The following is an 18,252-nucleotide window of genomic DNA, read 5'->3' on the forward strand; positions in this document are numbered from 1 at the left end:
GAAAATCAGGAGCGTTCTCGTCATGAATCCACAGTTTCCGTCCTTTCTGAAACGCGCGTTGCTCGCCACCGCCCTGCTCGGTGCGGGCCAGACGTTCGCCGCTGATAGCGTTGGCCTGCTGGTCTACAACGCACAGCACGAAAGCCTGACCAAGGCCTGGGTCGCCGGATTCACTCAAGAGACCGGTATTCCCGTGACGATTCGTAATGGCGATGACACCGAGATGGGCAATCAGCTCGTACAGGAAGGCTCAGCCTCACCGGCAGACGTGTTCCTCACCGAGAACTCACCGGCGATGGTGCTGGTCGACAACGCCAAGCTGTTCGCCCCCGTAGCGCCGAAAACGCTGGAACAAGTGGATTCGGCGTACCGCCCGGCTCACGGGCGTTGGGTCGGTATCGCTGCGCGTTCGACGGTGTTCGTCTACAACCCGGCCAAACTCGCGGAAAAAGATTTGCCCAAATCCCTGCTCGATCTGGCAGAACCCGGCTGGAAAGATCGCTGGGCCGCCTCCCCTGCCGGTGCCGACTTCCAGGCGATCGTCGCCGCCGTGCTTGAGCAGAAAGGCGAAGCCGCCACGCTCGATTGGCTCAAAGGCATGAAAGCCAATGTCTCCGTGTATCGTGGGAACAGCGCCGTGCTCAAAGCGGTGAACGCCGGGCAGATCGACAGCGGCGTGATCTATCACTATTACAGCTTCGTCGATCAGTCCAAAACCGGCGAAAACAGCAAGAACACCCGACTGCATTACTTCAAACATCAGGATCCGGGTGCATTCGTGAGCATTTCCGGCGCAGGCGTGCTGGCCTCCAGCAAACACCAGGAGGAGGCCCAGCAGTTCCTCAACTACATCACGGGCAAACAAGGTCAGGAAATTCTGCATAGCGGCAATTCGTTTGAATACGCCGTAGGCAAAGGCGCACCGTCCAATGCCAAGCTGACGCCGCTGAAAGATCTGGATGCGCCCAAAGTCGATGCGTCGAAACTCGACAGCCAAAAAGCCGTCGAGCTGATGACCCAGGCAGGACTGCTGTAAGTGCTGCCGCAAACCTTACCTGCACAAGTTGCCGCGACCACGGGTGCCCACCGCCCGCGCAGAGCCCGCGCCGTGACGGGGCGTCGGGGCTCGTGGGTGGTCGCCCTGGCGATCGGGGTTTCATTGTTGTCGCTGCTACCGATTGCGTTTGTGGTCGGTGTGTCGTGGGCCACGGGTTGGGCGACCATCGAAGCGTTGGTGTTTCGCCCTCGGGTAGCCGAGTTGTTGATCAACACGGTGCTGCTGGTGTTGATCACTCTGCCGCTGTGCATCGTGATCGGCACCGCGCTCGCGTGGCTGACTGAGCGCACTGACCTGCCCGGTCGGCGCTTTTGGTCCTTATTGGCCGTCGCGCCGCTGGCGGTGCCGGCGTTCGTTCACAGTTATGCGTGGGTCAGTCTGATTCCATCGATTCACGGACTGCCGGCCGGTGTGCTGGTCTCGGTGATCGCCTATTTCCCGTTTCTTTATCTGCCGATTGCGGCAACGTTGCGTCGACTGGATCCGGCCATTGAAGACGTCGCCGAATCCCTGGGTCTCAAACCGTGGGCGGTGTTTTTCAGGGTGGTATTGCCGCAGTTGCGCCTGGCGATTGGCGGCGGTGCCTTGCTGGTCGGCCTGCATTTGCTCGCCGAATACGGCCTCTACGCGATGATCCGTTTCGACACCTTCACCACGGCTATTTTCGATCAGTTCAAATCGACCTTTAACGGCCCGGCGGCAAACATGCTGGCCGGGGTTCTGGCGTTGTGTTGTCTGGCGATGCTGACGGTCGAATCTGCCGCCCGTGGTCAGGCGCGTTATGCCCGCGTGGGTTCAGGCAGTGCGCGTGAACAACGCACGGTGCTTTTGGGCCGCGGCACCGTTGCACTCGGGCTGACCCTGCAAACCGTGATCGCTCTGCTCGCCCTCGGGGTGCCTTTACTGACGTTGGGGCGTTGGCTCGTCACTGGCGGCGTTGAGGTCTGGCAAGGCGGTGAGTTGTTGCCCGCTTTACTGCAAACCCTGTCATTGGGCGTGGCCGGTGCACTGTTGACCAGCCTGGCGGCAATTCCGATTGCCTGGCTGTCGATCCGCGCACCGGGCAGGTTGCAGCGCCTGCTTGAAGGCTGCAATTACATCACCAGTTCATTGCCAGGAATCGTTGTGGCGCTGGCGTTGGTGACGATCACTATCCATTTCGCCCGGCCGATCTACCAGACCACCATCACTGTGCTGCTGGCCTATCTGCTGATGTTCCTGCCACGGGCGCTGGTCAGCCTGCGTGCCGGTTTCGCCCAAGCGCCGGTGGAGTTGGAAAACATCGCGCAAAGCCTCGGCCGCTCGCCGTTACGCGCCGTGTGGCTGATCACCTTGCGCCTGGCCGCACCGGGCGCAGCGGCAGGTGCCGCGTTGGTGTTTCTGGCGATCACCAATGAACTGACGGCGACCCTGCTGCTCGCTCCCAACGGCACGCGGACATTGGCCACGGGCTTCTGGGCCATGACCAGCGAAATCGACTACGCCGCTGCGGCGCCTTATGCACTGTTGATGGTGCTGCTATCGCTACCGCTGACGGCCATTCTCTATCACCAATCCAGGCGCACCGCTGGCCGATGAACGCACTCGAACTGATTACCCTGAGCAAATCCTTTGGCGCACAGAAAGCGCTGGATAACATCTGTCTGTCCGTCCCCACCGGCAGCCGCACGGTCATCGTCGGCCCTTCCGGCTCCGGCAAAACCACGTTGCTGCGAATGATCGCCGGATTCGAATTTCCTGATGCCGGCAGCCTGTTGCTTAACGGTCAGGTGCTGGTAGACAGCACTCATGCGGTGCCGGCGTATCAACGCCAGATCGGCTATGTGCCGCAGGACGGGGCACTGTTTCCGCACATGACCGTCGCCGCCAACATCGGCTTTGGGCTGACGCTGACGGGTGAGGCTCGAAATGAACGCATCGCACAGCTGATGGACAGCGTATCGCTGGAGGCCAACATGGCGGGTCGATGGCCCCACGAATTGTCCGGCGGCCAGCAACAAAGGGTTTCACTCGCCCGGGCACTGGCCCAGCAGCCCCGACTGATGCTTCTCGATGAGCCGTTTTCTGCCCTCGACACCGGCCTGCGCAGCGCCATGCGCAAAATGGTCGCGCGGCTGCTCGAAGACGCTGGCGTCACCACGATCCTGGTCACCCATGACCAAGGTGAGGCGCTGTCGTTTGCCGATCAATTGGCGGTCATGCGTGCAGGGCGTCTGGTGCAATCCGGGCATCCCATGGATCTCTACCGATACCCGGACGATGAGCAGACCGCGCATTTTCTCGGTGAAGCCGTCGTGATGCCGGCGCGCATCGAATTCGGCTGGGCCCATTGCGAGTTGGGCGCGGTGCCGGTCAACAGCGACGGTTTCATCGGCCATGCACAGATCATGTTGCGCCCTGAGCAATTGCAGTTGTCCGACGCCATGACCAGCACCAAAGGCTGTCATGCGGTGGTCACTGAGCGGGAGTTCGCGGGTAACACCTGCACATTGACGGTCGAACTACGCGCAGAAACCAGCCATGGCCCTGGCCGTTCACTGTTGGTGCGCAGCTCCGGCATGCACGCGCCGCCGGCCGGTAGCGAGGTTCATCTGTCGGTACTCGGCGCGGCCCATGTGTTGGCGATGGCCTGATCACAGATCGAAGCGATCCACCGCACGCCGCCGCTCGTTGTCATCACGCACGTCGTAGTTGGCGGTCGTCTGGATATTGCTGTGGTGCGCCAGTTTCTGTGCAATCGACAGATCATGTTCTTCGATGACGCGGGTGATGAATGAGCGCCGGAAGTCGTGGGGCATGATTTTTACCCCGACCTGCGTGCCACGCTGACGGGCGATGTAATAGATCGCGTGTTTGGTGATGCGCTCGCGGGTGATATGGCTGCCACGGCGGATGCGGTTGAACAGAAACGCATCGTCGCTCTCGCCTTCCTTGAGTTGCGTACGGCGCAATTCCAGCCATGCATTGAGCTTGGCAAACGCCCAAGCGGGGGCGTACTTGATCAGTTGCTTGTTGCCCTTGCCCACCACGGTCAGGCTGCGCTCGCTGAAGTCGACCTGGTTCAGATCCAGGTCCACCGACTCTGACTTGCGCATGCCGGTGCCGTACAGCAACGCAATCACCGCCGCGTCGCGCAGCCCTTGCGGACGAGGGTCGGCGGCGCAGACTTCCATCAACTCATGGATCAGCGTGCGCTTTAGATTTCGGCCCTGAGACAGTCGCGTGCCGGCAATACCTTTTACCGAACGCATCTTTAACAGGTGATCCTGACTAATCAGGCTCATGCGCCAGGCTTCGTTCATGACGCCGCGCACGGCATTTACATAAAGCGAAGACGTATTCGGCGCATAGTTGTCTTCGCGCAATGCTGCGACTAACGCAACAACATCTTCCGGTTGTAAAGCGTGCCAGGGAATGTCCTCGACATTCATGTCTTCGAAGCCGAGACGGTCAGCGGCGTCCTGCAGAACATAGCGCATGGTCAGTTGGCTGGAGGGGGCCAAGCGCGCCAGATACAGAGACATCGGGTTGGTTTTTGGCGGTTCTGTCGGTGTAAGGGGTAAGTCAATCAAACGAAATGCCTTGAGTAAAAACTGTTCAACACAACAACTTTAAAATGTAATGTTTTTAATATAAGCCGATTAATTCCGTAAGACTTTTCCTGTAAAAAAATCAATAAAAGGCAGAAGTCTGAACAGTGCCTTAATGAACTTTAGATAAACGAATCGCCGACTACTTTTTCATATTCCTTTCACAAAATCGGGCATAACCTTAAGCCCGATAGAGCCAGCGGCGGCAGTGAACAAACTGCCGGGCGAGGCTCGAAAAGTCAACCAAAGCCCGACGTCAGGTTGTTCTAACAACCTGTTGATGTAGAAAAGAATTCTGCGTCTACGCTGGTACTGGATCCGATGAAAATCGTGAGGCTTTCTTTTTTTCTCATTGAGGTGCCCATGAGTCAGGCGTTTCTCCCCTTCTCCCGCCCGAGTATCGGCGATGAAGAAATTGCAGCCGTCGAGCAAGTATTGCGCTCGGGCTGGATCACCACCGGACCGAAAAACCAGGCACTTGAAGAACAGTTCGCTCAATACGTGGGGTGCCATCATGCCGTGGCACTGTCTTCGGCTACCGGCGGGATGCATATTACGTTGCTGGCGTTGGGCATCGGCCCGGGCGATGAAGTCATTACGCCGTCGCAAACCTGGGTGTCGACCGCCAACATGATCTCGCTGATCGGCGCCAAACCGGTGTTTGTCGACGTCGACCGCGACACCTTGATGACCGACGTTGTGCGCATCGAAGCGGCCATCACCCCACGCACCAAAGCGATTATTCCGGTGCATTACGCCGGTGCCGCGTTCGATCTCGATCCGCTGTACGCCCTGGCCGACAAGCACGGTATCGCAGTGATCGAAGACGCGGCCCATGCCGCCGGCACCCGCTACAAGGGCCGCCACGTTGGCGCGCAAGGCACAGCCATCTTTTCCTTCCATGCGATCAAGAACATGACCTGCGCCGAAGGCGCGATGTTCGTCACCGACGATGAAGCCCTGGCCAGTCGCGTGCGCATGCTCAAATTCCATGGTCTGGGCGTCGATGCCTACGACCGCCTGACCGGCGGGCGCAAGCCACAGGCGCAAGTGATGGAGCCGGGTTTCAAATACAACCTGGCCGACATCAACGCAGCGATTGCATTGGTGCAGTTGCAGCGCCTCGAAGCGATCAACGCCCGCCGTACCGAGTTGGCCACTGCCTACCGACAAAAACTCGAAGGCCTGCCGGTGCAGCCACTGGCCGTGCCCGACTACGCGCAACAGCACGCCTGGCACCTGTTCATCCTGCGCATCGACAGCGAGCGTTGCGGCATGGACCGCGAAGCCTTCATGAAAGGTTTGCAGGATCAGGGCATCGGCACCGGTATCCATTTCATCGCCACCCACCTGCACACCTGGTATCGCCAGCGTGACCCCGACCTGTACCTGCCCAACACCGAATGGAACTCGGCGCGGCTGTGCTCGATTCCGCTGTTCCCCGACATGACCGATCAAGACCTTGATCGCGTGGTCGGCGCCATCGCCACCCTAATGGACAAACGCCTGTGAAACCTTACCCAATCCGTTGCGTGTCGATCGTTATCCCGGTCTACAACGAACAGGAGAGCCTGCCGGAACTGCTGCGCCGCACCGAAGCGGCCTGCCGGCTGCTGCGTCACGACTTTGAAATTGTCCTCGTGGACGATGGCAGTCGCGACGACTCCGCCATGCTTCTTGAAGAAGCCGCCACCCGCGAAGACAGCCCGTTTGTGGCGGTCATCCTCAACCGCAACTACGGCCAGCACGCGGCGATCATGGCCGGTTTCGAACAGTGCAAGGGCGACGTGGTCATCACCCTCGATGCCGACCTGCAGAACCCGCCAGAAGAAATCCCGCGACTGGTGGCCGAAGCCGAAAAGGGTTACGACGTGGTCGGCACCGTGCGCGGCAACCGTCAGGACTCGGCCCTGCGCCGCTATCCGTCGAAGCTGATCAACCTTGCCGTGCAACGCTCAACCGGCGTCGCCATGAGCGACTACGGCTGCATGCTGCGCGCCTACCGCCGCACGATCATTGACGCGATGCTCGCCTGCCGCGAACGCAGCACGTTCATTCCGATTCTGGCCAACAGCTTCGCCCGCCACACCACGGAAATCGTCGTCGCCCACGCTGAGCGTGAGCATGGCGATTCGAAGTACAGCCCGATGCGCCTGATCAACCTGATGTTCGACTTGACCACCTGCATGACCACCACACCGCTGCGTTTGCTGAGCATTGTCGGCTTCGCGATGGCTGGGCTGGGCGTGCTGTTTGCGGTGGCGTTGATCGTACTGCGGCTGGCCTTCGGCGCCGGTTGGGCCGGTGACGGCACGTTCGTGCTGTTCGCCGTGCTGTTCGTGTTCACCGGCGGCCAGTTCATCGGCATGGGCCTGCTCGGCGAATACCTGGGCCGCATGTACAGCGATGTGCGCGCCCGCCCGCGTTTCTTCATTGAAAAAGTGTTGCGCAGCCACGCCGATAGCCCGGCGCCTGCCGTCACTGTTGATGGTCTCTCTTCTTCCTCTACTACCGGTCAGGTTCACTCATGAGTGCAAAAACTGTTGTCTTCGCTTACCACGATATTGGCTGCGCCGGCATTCAAGCCCTGCTCGACAGCGGCTTTGACATCGCAGCGGTGTTCACTCACGCCGACGACCCGAAAGAAAACGCCTTCTACAGTTCTGTGGCGCAACTGTGCGCCAACAAAGGTATCCCGGTTCACGCGCCGGAAGACGTTAACCACCCACTGTGGATCGAGCGCATTGCCAAACTCGACCCTGAGTACATTTTCTCGTTCTACTACCGCAACCTGCTGAGCGAGCCGCTGCTGGCCCTTGCCAAAAAAGGCGCGTTCAACCTGCACGGTTCGCTGCTGCCGCGCTACCGTGGCCGCGCTCCGGCGAACTGGGTGCTGGTCAACGGCGAAACCGAAACCGGGGTGACCCTGCACCGCATGGTCAAACGTGCCGATGCCGGCGCCATCGTGGCTCAGCAACGCGTCGCCATCGAACGCAGCGACACCGCACTGAGCCTGCACGGCAAACTGCGTACTGCCGCCGCTGATCTGTTGCGCGACACCTTGCCAGCGATGCTTCAAGGCAAGATCAGCGAAACGCCGCAAGACGAATCCAAAGCCACGGTGTTTGGGCGTCGTACGCCGGCGGACGGCAAATTGGTCTGGGCCAATCCGGCCGAGCAACTGTTCAATCTGACTCGCGCCGTGACTCAGCCGTATCCGGGCGCTTTCTGCGCCGTGGGCGAACACAAGCTGATCGTCTGGAGCGCCGAAGTCGTCAAAGGCAACGAAGGCCAGGCCCCGGGCCGGGTGATCAGTGTCGATCCGCTGCGCATTGCCTGCGGTGAAGATTCGCTGGTGATCCTCTCGGGTCAGCGCAACGACAACGGTCTGTTCCTCAGTGGCCCGCAACTGGCCAGCGAACTGGGTCTGGTCGACGGCTCGTTGCTGCGCGGCGCTGAATCCGGTCGTGGGCCACGCCGTACTCGCGTGCTGATCCTGGGCGTCAACGGGTTCATCGGTAATCACCTGTCCGAGCGCCTGCTGCGTGATGATCGCTATGAAGTCTACGGTCTGGACATCGGCTCTGATGCCATCGACCGTCTGCGCAGTCATCCGCACTTCCACTACGTTGAAGGCGACATCAGCATTCACTCCGAATGGATCGAGTACCACATCAAGAAGTGCGACGTGGTGCTGCCACTGGTGGCCATCGCCACGCCGATCGAATACACCCGCAATCCGCTGCGCGTGTTCGAGCTCGACTTCGAAGAAAACCTGAAACTGGTGCGCTACTGCGTCAAGTACAACAAGCGCGTGATCTTCCCGTCGACGTCGGAAGTCTATGGCATGTGCCAAGACAAGAACTTCGACGAAGACACTTCAAACCTGATTGTTGGCCCGATCAACAAGCAGCGCTGGATCTATTCGGTGTCCAAGCAACTGCTGGACCGGGTGATCTGGGCTTATGGCGCCAAGGGGCTGAATTTCACCCTGTTCCGCCCATTCAACTGGATGGGGCCGCGCCTCGATCGTCTGGATTCGGCGCGTATCGGCAGCTCCCGTGCAATCACCCAACTGATCCTCAACCTGGTGGAAGGCACGCCGATTCGTTTGTTCGACGGTGGCGAGCAGAAACGCTGCTTCACCGACATCGCCGACGGCGTCGAAGCGCTGGCGCGGATCATCGATAACGACAACGACGCCTGCAACGGCCAGATCATCAACATCGGCAACCCGGACAACGAAGCGAGCATCCGTCAGTTGGGCGAAGAGCTGCTGCGTCAGTTCGAAGCCCACCCGCTGCGCGACAACTTCCCGCCGTTCGCCGGTTTCCGCGACGTCGAGAGCAAGGCGTTCTACGGTGCCGGTTATCAGGACGTCGAACACCGCAAACCGAGCATTGCCAACGCCAAGCGCCTGTTGAACTGGGAGCCGACCGTTGAGATGCGCGAGACCATTGGCAACACGCTCGACTTCTTCTTGCGCGAGGCCATGCTCGAAATCTCGGAGAGCTGCGATAAAGAGGCACGCTGATGCAGGCAGGTCTTCGTATCGATGTCGACACCTACCGCGGCACCCGTGAAGGTGTGCCGCGACTGTTGGAGATGCTCGACGAGGCGCAGGTCAAGGCAACGTTTTTCTTCAGTGTCGGCCCGGACAACATGGGCCGGCATCTGTGGCGCCTGATCCGCCCGCAGTTCCTCTGGAAAATGCTGCGTTCCAACGCGGCTGGCCTGTACGGCTGGGACATTCTGCTGGCCGGCACGGCCTGGCCCGGCAAACCGATTGGCCGCGATCTCGGGCACCTGATGCGTCAGGCCCGGGACGCCGGTCATGAAGTCGGCCTGCACGCCTGGGATCACCATGGCTGGCAGGCCAATGCCGGGCGCTGGAGCGACAAGCAACTGATCGAGCAGATTCGTCAGGGTGTCGACACCTTGAGCGACATTCTTGGCCAGAAGATTGAATGTTCGGCCGCCGCCGGTTGGCGTGCGGACGAGCGCGTGATCGAGGCCAAGCAAGCTTTCGGTTTTCGCTACAACAGCGATTGCCGTGGGCAGCGGATGTTCCGTGCGCTGTTGGCTGACGGCACACCGGGCACGCCACAGATACCGGTGGACTTGCCGACCTTCGACGAAGTCGTCGGCCCGAGCGTGGCTGCGCAGGACTTCAATGCGTACATCCTCGATCGCTTGCGCCCGGAAAACCTCAACGTCTATACCATTCATGCCGAAGTAGAAGGGATTCTGATGGCTCAGGATTTTCGTCAATTGCTGGCCGAGGCACGCCAGCGAAACATCGAGTTCAACCCTTTGGGCAACTTGTTGCCCGAGTTCCTCAACACCTTGCCCGTAGGCCGCGTAGAGCGCGGCGTCCTCGATGGCCGTGAAGGCTGGTTGGGAGTGCAAGGCGCATGACTCAACGCTGGACATTGCCGCTGCTGTTGCTGGTTTTTTTCCTGCTCGCTTATTTGCTGCCGCTGGGCACTCACGGTTTGTGGATTCCAGACGAAACCCGCTACGCACAGATCAGCCAGGACATGCTCCTGAGCGGTAACTGGGTGTCGCCGCACTTCATGAGCCTGCGCTATTTCGAGAAGCCGATTGCCGGGTACTGGATGATCGCGCTGGGTCAGGAGTTGTTCGGGCAAAACCTGTTCGGCGTGCGCTTTGCCTCGGCATTGAGCACCGGTTTGAGCGTGTTGTTGTGCTTCTTGATCGCTCGACGTTTATGGAATGACCCGCGCAAAAGTTTTGTCTGCGCCCTGCTCTACATGAGTTTCACCATCGTTGCCGGGCAGGCCGGATACGCCAACCTCGATCCGCAATTCACTTTCTGGGTCAACCTGAGCCTGGTGGCGCTGTGGTTTGCTGTCGACAGTCACACCGGCGGCAAGCGCCTGGCCGCCTGGGCGTTGTTGGGACTGGCCTGCGGCATGGGGTTCATGACCAAGGGTTTTCTCGCCTGGCTGCTGCCGGTGCTGATCGCCTTGCCGTGGATGCTCTGGCAAAAACGCTGGCGTGAATTGCTGATGTACGGCCCGATGGCGATTGCCGTCGCGATCATCGTCAGCCTGCCGTGGGTGCTGTCGGTGCATGCGCAAGAGCCGGATTACTGGCGGTTCTTCTTCTGGCACGAACACATCCGCCGCTTCGCCGGTGACGATGCCCAGCACGATGCGCCGTGGTGGTTTTACCTGCCGCTGCTGGTGGCGTTCAGTCTGCCGTGGGTCGGTCTGTTACCGACGGCATTCAAGCAGGCGTGGCAAACCCGCGCTCAGCCCCAAGTCGTGTTCCTGCTGCTGTGGCTGCTGATGCCGCTGCTGTTTTTCAGCTTGAGCAACGGCAAGTTGCCGACTTACATCCTGCCCTGCCTGCTGCCAATGGCGTTGCTGCTCGGTCATGCGCTGGCCGACCGTTTACGTCTGGAGCAAGGCCGGGCGCTGAGCATCAATGGTCTGCTGAACCATTTGTTGGGGCTGGTGACGCTGATCGCAGTGGTCTACCTGCAACTGAAAAAACCGCTGTACGACCACGAATTGCACAGCATGGTGCTGGTGTTCATTGCCCTGACCGGCTGGATCATCGCCAACCTGCTGCAAGCCTTCCTGCCTCTGCAATGCTGGGCGGCGCCGGCATTCGGCAGCCTGTTGCTGATTGGCGTGTTGCCCGCGGCGCTGCCCAAATCGGTGGTCGCCAACAAGATGCCCGATCAGTTCATCCGTCATCACGTCACTGAACTGGCACAAACCACGCACTTGTTGAGCAACGATCTGGGCGCGGCCTCGGCCCTCGCCTGGCGCCTGAAACGCCCGCAGGTTGCGCTGTACAACACGATAGGCGAACTGAAATATGGTCTTGCCTATCCTGACGGCATTCAACAACGGGTCGATTCCGATCAAGTGCAACAGTGGATGCACGAGGCTCGCCGCAGCGGTTCGGTCGGCGTGGTGATGCGCGTCAAGGGGCAGGAAGAACTGGACGAAATCGACAAACTGCCCAAGGACGGCATTCGTTACGAGCAGGGCAATCTGGTGATCATGATCCTTCCCAAGGAGGCGTCATGAGCCTGTTGCTGCTGTTGGTCGCGTGCCTGCTGACCTGCCTGGGTCAGGTGGCGCAAAAATACGCGGTGGAGAGTTGGCGCGGCGTCGATTCCTCCTGGGCTGAAAAACTGCGTTCGCCGTGGTTGTGGCTTGCACTTTTGGCGCTGGGCAGTGGCTTGCTGGTCTGGCTGTTGGTATTGCAGCGTCTGGAAGTCGGCATTGCCTACCCGATGCTCAGCCTCAACTTCGTGCTGATCACGTTGATCGCCCGCTTCGTTTTCCGCGAACACATTGACCGCCGGCATTGGCTGGGGGTAGCGCTGGTGATCGGCGGTGTCGTACTGCTGGGGCAACAATCATGAGCCAACGTCGTGGGATCGCCTTCGCCATGGGCAGCGTGTTGTTGGTCAGCGCGGCGCAACTGGGCATGCGCTGGAGCATGACGCGCCTGCCAGCGCCTGAGCAATGGCTGGCGCTGGACGGCATCGACCTGCACGCATTGGCGGTCGTGTTCACGGCCATTTTCGCCTACGCCCTGTCGATGCTGTGCTGGCTCGCCGCGCTGCGCGATCTGCCATTGGGCCGCGCGTATTCACTGCTGAGCATCAGCTATGCGCTGGTGTACCTGCTGGCGGCCAGTCTGCCGCTGTTCAACGAATCCTTCAGTTTCGCTAAATCACTGGGCGTGGCGCTGGTCATGCTCGGGGTCATCACCATTAACACTCGTCCGGCTCGTGCGCCCGAATTCAGGAGTGCTCCATGAAAATCACAGTGTTTGGAAGCGGTTACGTCGGTCTGGTACAAGCGGCTGTGTTGGCCGAGGTCGGGCATGACGTCGTGTGCATGGACGTCGACCAGAAGAAGGTCGATCTGCTCAAGCAAGGCCATGTCAGCATCTTCGAACCGGGGCTGGCCAGCCTGGTGCGCGAAGGTCTGGATTCGAAACGCCTGCAATTCACCACCGATGAACAACTCGCCGTGCAACACGGTCGCGTTGCGTTCATCGCGGTCGGCACGCCGTCCCGTGAGGACGGCTCGGCCGACCTGCGCTACGTGCTGTCAGTCGGTGACGCGATTGCCCGTCATCGTGAGCAACCCCTGATCCTGGTGGAGAAATCCACGGTACCGGTGGGCACTGGCGACAGGCTGCGTGCGCACCTCGAAAAGGCGCTGGTCAAGGCAGGCCGGTTGCTGCAGTTCGATATCGTCTCCAATCCGGAGTTTCTCAAGGAAGGCTCGGCCGTTGCCGACTGCCGCCGTCCGGACCGGATCGTCATCGGCTGTGAAGGTGACGAAGTGCGCGACGTGATGCGCGATCTGTACTCGCCATTCAACCGCAACCATGACCGCATCATGTTCATGGACCTGCGCAGCGCCGAGCTGACCAAGTACGCCGCCAACTGCATGCTGGCGACGAAGATCAGCTTCATCAACCAGATCGCCGAACTCGCCGAGCACCTGGGCGCCGACATCGAGTCGGTGCGTCAGGGCATCGGCGCCGATACGCGTATTGGCTACCACTTCATCTACCCGGGCTGCGGTTATGGCGGTTCGTGCTTCCCCAAGGATATGCGTGCGCTGATCCACAGTGCCGAAGAGGCGCATTGCTCCAGCGACTTGTTGCAAGCGGTCGAGGCGATCAACCAGCGGCAGAAGCACAAGTTGTTCGAGCGCATCAACGCGTTCTACAAAGGTGATCTGAGCGGCAAGACCTTCGCGCTCTGGGGCTTGGCGTTCAAGCCCAATACCGATGACATGCGCGATGCGCCGAGCCGGGTTTTGCTTGAAGAGTTGTGGGCCGCAGGTGCCAGCGTGCGTGCGTTCGACCCCGAAGCCATGCAGGAAACCCAGAACCTGTACCCCAACGAACTGAAACTGATGCTCATGGGTACACCGGAATCGGTATTGCCGGGGGCTGATGCGCTGATCATCTGCACCGAATGGCAGCAATTCAAGGCGCCGGATTTCGACTTGATCAAACAGCGCCTCAATAATCCGGTGATCTTCGACGGACGCAACCTGTACGACGCGGAACGTCTGGCACGTAACGGGTTCCACTACTTCCCGATGGGCCGTGGTGAATCGCGCACATTGCCGATCCCGCTGCAACAGTGGCCTCACACCTCAGACGTCGCTTGAACACGCTGTCGCCTGCCATCCGCCAGCAGTCCCTGATCGCGGGACTGTTGGCATTCTTGTTGTTCGTCGCCGGGGTCTACGGGCAGGCCCCTATCGGTTTTGACTCGCGTTTTGTGCTGTTCGCTCAGGAGATGCTGCGCCACGGGCCGACGGTGTTTCCCACGACGTATGGTCAGCCGTATGCCGATTACTCGGCGCTGTCGACGCTCTTTATCTGGTTTTTGTCGTTGCCGTTCGGTGCGGTCAATGCGTTCACGGCGTGGGCACCGAGTGCTGTCGCCGGCGCGGTGATCGTGACGTTGATGTACCGGCTACTGGCGCCCTATTCGCACCCCTGGGCGCTGATCAGCATTTTGTTGCTGATGCTGACCGGCACTTTTGTCACCGAAGTGCGTGCTGTATCTCAGGACTTGATGCTAGCCGCCGTGGCGTTTGCGGTGTTCTACCTCGGTTACGCCCATGAACATTTCGGCGGCGGACAACGTTGGCCGCTGATTTTTGTGCTGCTGTTGCTCGGTTTCGGCATTCGCGGGCCGATCGGGTTGGTGGTGCCGACCGGCATGTTATGCAGTTATTACCTGCTCAACCGACAGTGGTCGCGGTTGTTCGTGTTTGGTCTGTTGGCCTCAGTGCTGCTGGTGGCGTGTGTGGGCCTGCTGCTGTGGTTTGCCAGACTCAGCGGCGGGCCAGCGTTTATGCAGGATGTGATTCGCATGCAGTTCATGGGGCGCATGGACGGCAGTGAAGGCGTCAGCGGTTCGCTGTATTACTTCACCAGTTCGCTGGGCAACTATGCGCTGGCATATCCCTTGGCCTTACTGGCGTTGGCGGCTGCCTGGCTGAGCAAACCACAGCAGCGCGGGCCGGCCTTGCGGCTGGTGCAGTATTGCGCGGCGGCCGGGCTGATCGTGATCGTCGGCTTGTCGATTCCGCAGGCGAAAAAGGCACGGTATCTGCTGCCGATGTTGCCGATGGCGGCGATCATCGCGGCGTATCCGTTTCAGGTTGCTCAAGGTCGGGGGTTCGCGTGGCTGCGCGGTTTGATACTTGGCCTCTGGCTGGTAACGCCCGGATTGTTGATATTGGCCTTGCTGGTCGCAAAGAAGCGTTTCCCCGAGCAACTGGGCGAAATCACCCTCGTTATGATCGTGTTGGGCGCCCTCCAATTGGCGGCGTTGTGGCGGTTGTTGCGGCCCCGCTGGCGCGCTGAAATATTGGCACTGTGTTCAGTGCTGGCGTTGTGGACGGTGTATGCGTCAGTGTTTGAGCCGGTTGAGCGGCGGCTGTATGACACACAGACCTTCAGTCGTGCCGCGTTTGCCCAGGTTCAGCAAAACCCTGCACCGTTGGTGCTGCACGGGATGGGCAAGGACGCCAAGGCGATCAAGTTCATGGTCAACATCGAACAGGATCTGCAACCGCAGTTCACCGACACCGCACAGGCGCTGGAAGCGCTTAAAGGCCCGGCGTGGCTGATCATGGATCGCAGTGATTTTCTGACATTGAAGGGGTCGTCACTCGATTCGTTACAACCGGTACTCAGCGGCGCGTTTGATAAAAACAACTACGTCCTGTTGTACCTCAAGCCCTTGTAGCCGCTAACCACCCTCCCCGCCATCGGGAGGGTTCAGCTTGACCGGTGGCCTGTGCGCGGCGAGGATGGCCGCGCGCCAACCGAGCGCTGAAATAAGGACATAGAGATGATGGGTGTGGTGATTGCCGGTATCCAGCCACAGGCCCCCTTCATCGTTGCCGGCATGATCGCCATTGGCAGCATTTTTTTGCTGCTCGGTGTCTCACTGGAGGCAAAGCCAATATCAACGGTCGGTCAGCCACAAAGCTTTGTGAAGACCCTGATCATCCTGAAGAACGACCGCACGATGATCCTGTTCACCCTCGGTTGCCTGCTCAGCACGCTGGTACCTGCACTTCTGGATTGCGGCGGGCACTGCATTGTTCATCGTTGGCCTGATCGGCTTCAGTCTGGCTGACAGCCTCGTCGGCTGGTGCGTGGCGATGTTCATCTTCACCCTCGGCGAGATGATCATTTACCCGGCGGATTTCCTCTTCGTCGACACCCTGGCCCCTGAAGAACTGCGCGGCAGTTACTACGGTGCACAGAACCTGGCGGCACTGGTCGGCGGTGCGAGCCCCGTAATGTGCGGTTTTCTGCTAATGCACACACCCGCGCCGAGCATGTTTTATGCCTTGAGCGCTCTGGCCGCATTAGGCGGTTACCTCTGTTACATCAGTGGTCGTCGTGTCGCTTCAGTGCAAAAATAATGCACTAAAACTGCATTAATATGAATTTGTCAGCATAGAGATTGATCGGCACACTGTGCGCGTTCCTCCCCCAATGTTGGAACAACTTCGAGGGCTTTCCGGATTGCCGGACAAGTCCTTTTTTTTGCCCGGACTTTTTACAGGATCGGTTTCACATGCTCGCTCGCTGGTTGCCCGCCGCCATCAACACCCGCCCCACCGAATGGAGCCGCGCCGCTATCGGCATGGCGTTGGGCACGTTGTTCAGTGTGTGGCTGTGTGCGCAGGTGTTTGGCCATGAGGTGGCTTATCACCTGATCGGGCCGTTGGGTGCGTCGGCGGTGTTGCTGTTTGCCGTATCGTCCGGGGCGCTCGCCCAGCCGTGGTCGATCATCGGCGGTTATCTGTGCGCAGGTGGGGTGTCGATATTGGTTGCCCACGTACTCGGGCGAACTTTGGGTAGCGCATGCCTGGCGGCGGGCATGGCGTTGATCCTGATGTGCTGGCTGCGGTGCCTGCACCCACCGGCCGGTGCGTTGGCACTCACCTTGGTGCTGGCCGATCCCGCCACCATTGCCATGGACTGGAAAGCCATGGCGCCCGCGATGCTCGGCGCGGCGTGCATGCTGCTCAGTGCGCTGGCCTACAACAACCTCACGCGTATTCGTTATCCAAAACGCCCCGCTGAACTGGCGCCAGCGGTCGCCCCGGTCGACAGCCAGGCGATCACCGCCCAAGACCTGAAACGGGCGCTGGCCGACATGGACGCGTTCATCGACGTCACTCCTGAGGATCTTGAACGGCTGATCCACGCCAGTGAACTGCATGCCAAACGTCGCAGTATTGGTGAAGTTTTCAGCTGACAGCCACCTGCATCAATGGCGCGAGGGGGCCACTTCCCTCGCCACAACGGCAATCTTGTACCCAAGGCAAAAACGCAAACTCCCCCTGCACATATCCCCGTTGTACACGGCAAATTTGCACTGTTACGATCCGGTAACGCTCGCGCGCGAGCTTCTCGAATAAAGACAATAAAAGCAGGGAGTTAGTGATGACTGCTCAGGCTTCATCCCCGAGGACTTTGTCCATGGATGCCACGCAAAACGAAGTGCTGGCCGAGGTTCGCAACCACATCGGTCACCTGACCCTCAACCGCCCCGCCGGCCTCAATGCCATCACCCTCGACATGGTTCGCCTGCTGCAACAGCAGCTCGATGCCTGGGCCGCGGACGCCAATGTCCATGCCGTGGTACTGCGCGGTGCCGGTGAAAAAGCTTTCTGCGCCGGTGGCGACATTCGCTCGCTGTACGACAGCTTCAAAAGCGGCGACACGCTGCACGAAGATTTCTTCGTCGAGGAATACGCTCTCGACCTGACGATCCACCATTACCGCAAACCGGTGCTCGCGCTGATGGATGGTTTTGTCCTTGGCGGCGGCATGGGGCTGGTGCAAGGCGCCGATCTGCGGGTCGTCACGGAGAAGAGCCGTCTGGCGATGCCGGAAGTGGCCATCGGTTATTTCCCGGACGTCGGCGGTAGCTATTTCCTGTCGCGCATTCCCGGTGAACTGGGGATTTATCTGGGCGTCAGCGGTGTGCAGATTCGCGCCGCCGACGCACTGTATTGCGGGCTGGCCGACTGGTACGTCGACAGTGACAAACTGGCGACCCTCGATCAGCAACTCGATCATCTGCAATGGAGTGACACGCCGCTCAAGGATCTGCAGAACCAGCTCGCCAAAATGGGCGTACAAACCCTGTCCGATGCGCCATTGCAAAAACTGCGTCCGGTCATCGACCATTTCTTCGCCCTGCCGGACGTGCCGAGCATGGTCGAGCAATTGCGCGCTGTGACCGTGGCCAACAGCCACGAATGGGCGACCACTACGGCTGATCTGCTGGAAACCCGTTCGCCATTAGCCATGGCCGTGACCCTGGAAATGCTTCGTCGTGGCCGGCATCTGAGCCTGGAACATTGCTTCGCGCTGGAACTGCATCTGGATCGCCAGTGGTTCGCACGCGGTGATTTGATCGAAGGCGTGCGCGCCCTGCTGATCGACAAAGACAAGACACCTCGCTGGAACCCACCGACCCTCGCCGCGCTGGACGCTGCGCATGTCGCGAGTTTCTTCCACGGTTTTGATGAGAGCGGGAGCTGA

15 protein-coding genes and 1 pseudogene are annotated in these 18,252 nt (G+C 60.0%); 15 read left to right on the forward strand and 1 reads right to left on the reverse strand.

Annotated features, from left to right (window positions below; all coding sequences use genetic code 11):
- Positions 1-22 precede the first annotated feature (22 nt).
- From AACY11_RS08070 to AACY11_RS08080, 3 genes are read left to right on the forward strand one after another with little or no spacing between them, the layout of a single operon-like run.
- The gene (locus AACY11_RS08070) at positions 23-1,036 is read left to right on the forward strand and encodes an iron ABC transporter substrate-binding protein (protein ID WP_339494361.1); all 1,014 of its coding nucleotides are present in this window, start codon (positions 23-25) and stop codon (positions 1,034-1,036) included.
- Between the two features lie 3 nt (positions 1,037-1,039).
- Complete coding sequence (locus AACY11_RS08075; RefSeq protein WP_445261976.1) at positions 1,040-2,635, forward strand: ABC transporter permease; 1,596 nt, start codon at positions 1,040-1,042, stop codon at positions 2,633-2,635.
- Positions 2,632-3,690, forward strand: coding sequence for an ABC transporter ATP-binding protein (locus AACY11_RS08080; protein WP_339465073.1), 1,059 nt, complete (start codon positions 2,632-2,634; stop codon positions 3,688-3,690). Before AACY11_RS08075 ends, AACY11_RS08080 begins: the two co-directional genes overlap by 4 nt.
- On the opposite strand, the gene AACY11_RS08085 is transcribed toward AACY11_RS08080, so the two are convergent.
- On the reverse strand, positions 3,691-4,581 hold the full coding sequence (locus tag AACY11_RS08085) for a site-specific integrase (RefSeq protein WP_339465112.1): 891 nt from the start codon (positions 4,579-4,581) through the stop codon (positions 3,691-3,693).
- A 429-nt stretch (positions 4,582-5,010) separates the two neighbouring features.
- On the opposite strand from AACY11_RS08085, the gene arnB reads away from it, so the two are divergent.
- From arnB to AACY11_RS08145, 12 genes and pseudogenes are all read left to right on the forward strand, one after another.
- On the forward strand, positions 5,011-6,159 hold the full coding sequence (gene arnB, locus AACY11_RS08090; protein ID WP_339494363.1) for a UDP-4-amino-4-deoxy-L-arabinose aminotransferase: 1,149 nt from the start codon (positions 5,011-5,013) through the stop codon (positions 6,157-6,159).
- Positions 6,156-7,178 carry an undecaprenyl-phosphate 4-deoxy-4-formamido-L-arabinose transferase gene (arnC, locus tag AACY11_RS08095; RefSeq protein ID WP_339494364.1) on the forward strand — a complete coding sequence of 341 codons (1,023 nt, stop codon included), beginning with the start codon at positions 6,156-6,158 and terminating at the stop codon, positions 7,176-7,178. The genes arnB and arnC overlap by 4 nt, the downstream gene beginning before the upstream one ends.
- Positions 7,175-9,181: a bifunctional UDP-4-amino-4-deoxy-L-arabinose formyltransferase/UDP-glucuronic acid oxidase ArnA gene (gene arnA, locus AACY11_RS08100; RefSeq protein WP_339465076.1), complete on the forward strand. Its 2,007-nt coding sequence runs from the start codon at positions 7,175-7,177 to the stop codon at positions 9,179-9,181. Before arnC ends, arnA begins: the two co-directional genes overlap by 4 nt.
- Positions 9,181-10,065: a 4-deoxy-4-formamido-L-arabinose-phosphoundecaprenol deformylase gene (arnD, locus tag AACY11_RS08105; protein ID WP_339465077.1), complete on the forward strand. Its 885-nt coding sequence runs from the start codon at positions 9,181-9,183 to the stop codon at positions 10,063-10,065. The genes arnA and arnD overlap by 1 nt, the downstream gene beginning before the upstream one ends.
- Positions 10,062-11,714: a lipid IV(A) 4-amino-4-deoxy-L-arabinosyltransferase gene (arnT, locus tag AACY11_RS08110; protein ID WP_339494365.1), complete on the forward strand. Its 1,653-nt coding sequence runs from the start codon at positions 10,062-10,064 to the stop codon at positions 11,712-11,714. The genes arnD and arnT overlap by 4 nt, the downstream gene beginning before the upstream one ends.
- Positions 11,711-12,055, forward strand: a complete 345-nt coding sequence (gene arnE / locus AACY11_RS08115; protein WP_221731700.1) for a 4-amino-4-deoxy-L-arabinose-phosphoundecaprenol flippase subunit ArnE — start codon at positions 11,711-11,713, stop codon at positions 12,053-12,055. Before arnT ends, arnE begins: the two co-directional genes overlap by 4 nt.
- On the forward strand, positions 12,052-12,456 hold the full coding sequence (gene arnF, locus AACY11_RS08120; protein WP_339494366.1) for a 4-amino-4-deoxy-L-arabinose-phosphoundecaprenol flippase subunit ArnF: 405 nt from the start codon (positions 12,052-12,054) through the stop codon (positions 12,454-12,456). Before arnE ends, arnF begins: the two co-directional genes overlap by 4 nt.
- Positions 12,453-13,832, forward strand: coding sequence for a UDP-glucose dehydrogenase family protein (locus AACY11_RS08125; RefSeq protein WP_339494367.1), 1,380 nt, complete (start codon positions 12,453-12,455; stop codon positions 13,830-13,832). Before arnF ends, AACY11_RS08125 begins: the two co-directional genes overlap by 4 nt.
- Positions 13,829-15,427 carry an ArnT family glycosyltransferase gene (locus AACY11_RS08130; RefSeq protein ID WP_339494369.1) on the forward strand — a complete coding sequence of 533 codons (1,599 nt, stop codon included), beginning with the start codon at positions 13,829-13,831 and terminating at the stop codon, positions 15,425-15,427. The genes AACY11_RS08125 and AACY11_RS08130 overlap by 4 nt, the downstream gene beginning before the upstream one ends.
- A 105-nt stretch (positions 15,428-15,532) precedes the next feature.
- Positions 15,533-16,115: pseudogene (locus AACY11_RS08135) on the forward strand (MFS transporter); the annotation flags it as partial.
- Positions 16,116-16,270: 155 nt separating this feature from the next.
- Positions 16,271-16,957 carry an HPP family protein gene (locus AACY11_RS08140; protein WP_339465083.1) on the forward strand — a complete coding sequence of 229 codons (687 nt, stop codon included), beginning with the start codon at positions 16,271-16,273 and terminating at the stop codon, positions 16,955-16,957.
- Positions 16,958-17,145: 188 nt separating this feature from the next.
- Positions 17,146-18,252 (forward strand): enoyl-CoA hydratase/isomerase family protein, encoded by a 1,107-nt coding sequence (locus AACY11_RS08145; RefSeq protein ID WP_339465084.1) that lies wholly within the window; start codon positions 17,146-17,148, stop codon positions 18,250-18,252.

The organism is Pseudomonas sp. RA_105y_Pfl2_P56 (assembly GCF_963970845.1).
Lineage (GTDB): Bacteria > Pseudomonadota > Gammaproteobacteria > Pseudomonadales > Pseudomonadaceae > Aquipseudomonas > Aquipseudomonas baetica_A.